Origin of the sequence: Haloferax sp. KTX1, assembly GCF_902410085.1 — an archaeon.
GTDB classification, from domain to species: domain Archaea; phylum Halobacteriota; class Halobacteria; order Halobacteriales; family Haloferacaceae; genus Haloferax; species Haloferax massiliensis.
Window position 1 is genome coordinate 1 of record NZ_CABPRH010000091.1, and the last position, 512, is coordinate 512.

Sequence of the window (512 nt, forward strand, 5' to 3'; positions counted from 1 at the left end):
GTCCATACGTACGCATGACGGGCCAGCGGCTAAATCACTGCGGAAACCATTAGTGGCTGGTTCCCCTGCACTGTGGGTGTGAGTCCCCGGATCATCCACTACTCCGACGTGGAGAAAGCGTACGATACACCCGAACGAATCGGGCGGTTTGCGGGGACAGTGGCCGCCGCCGACGGCCCGGACGCGCTGGTGGTCGGTACCGGGGACAACACCGGGCCGGGGGTGCTGTCGCTGGTCACCGACGGCGAGCAGTCGCTGGACCTCTTCACTGCGCTGACACCCGCGTTCGAGACGCTTGGCAACCACGACTTCGACCACGGACTCGACGCGACGCGGGACATCATCGCCAGGTCGCCCCAGACGTGGCTGACTGCGAACGCCGAAGAGGACGGCGAGCGGTTCGCCCGACGATTGACCCGGCCGTGGGCGAGTCGGACCGTCGACGGGCAACAGCTCGGCTTCGTCGGCGTGACCGACCCCGACACGGCCGCAGCTAATCCACAGGCGACGAC

Annotated in this window: 1 protein-coding gene; it reads left to right on the top strand. The window is 66.8% G+C overall.

Annotation, left to right across the window (positions count from 1 at the left end):
- Positions 1-78: 78 nt before the first annotated feature.
- A partial coding sequence (locus tag FY251_RS20925; RefSeq protein ID WP_187367471.1) for a metallophosphoesterase occupies positions 79-512 on the top strand: 434 nt, incomplete at its 3' end.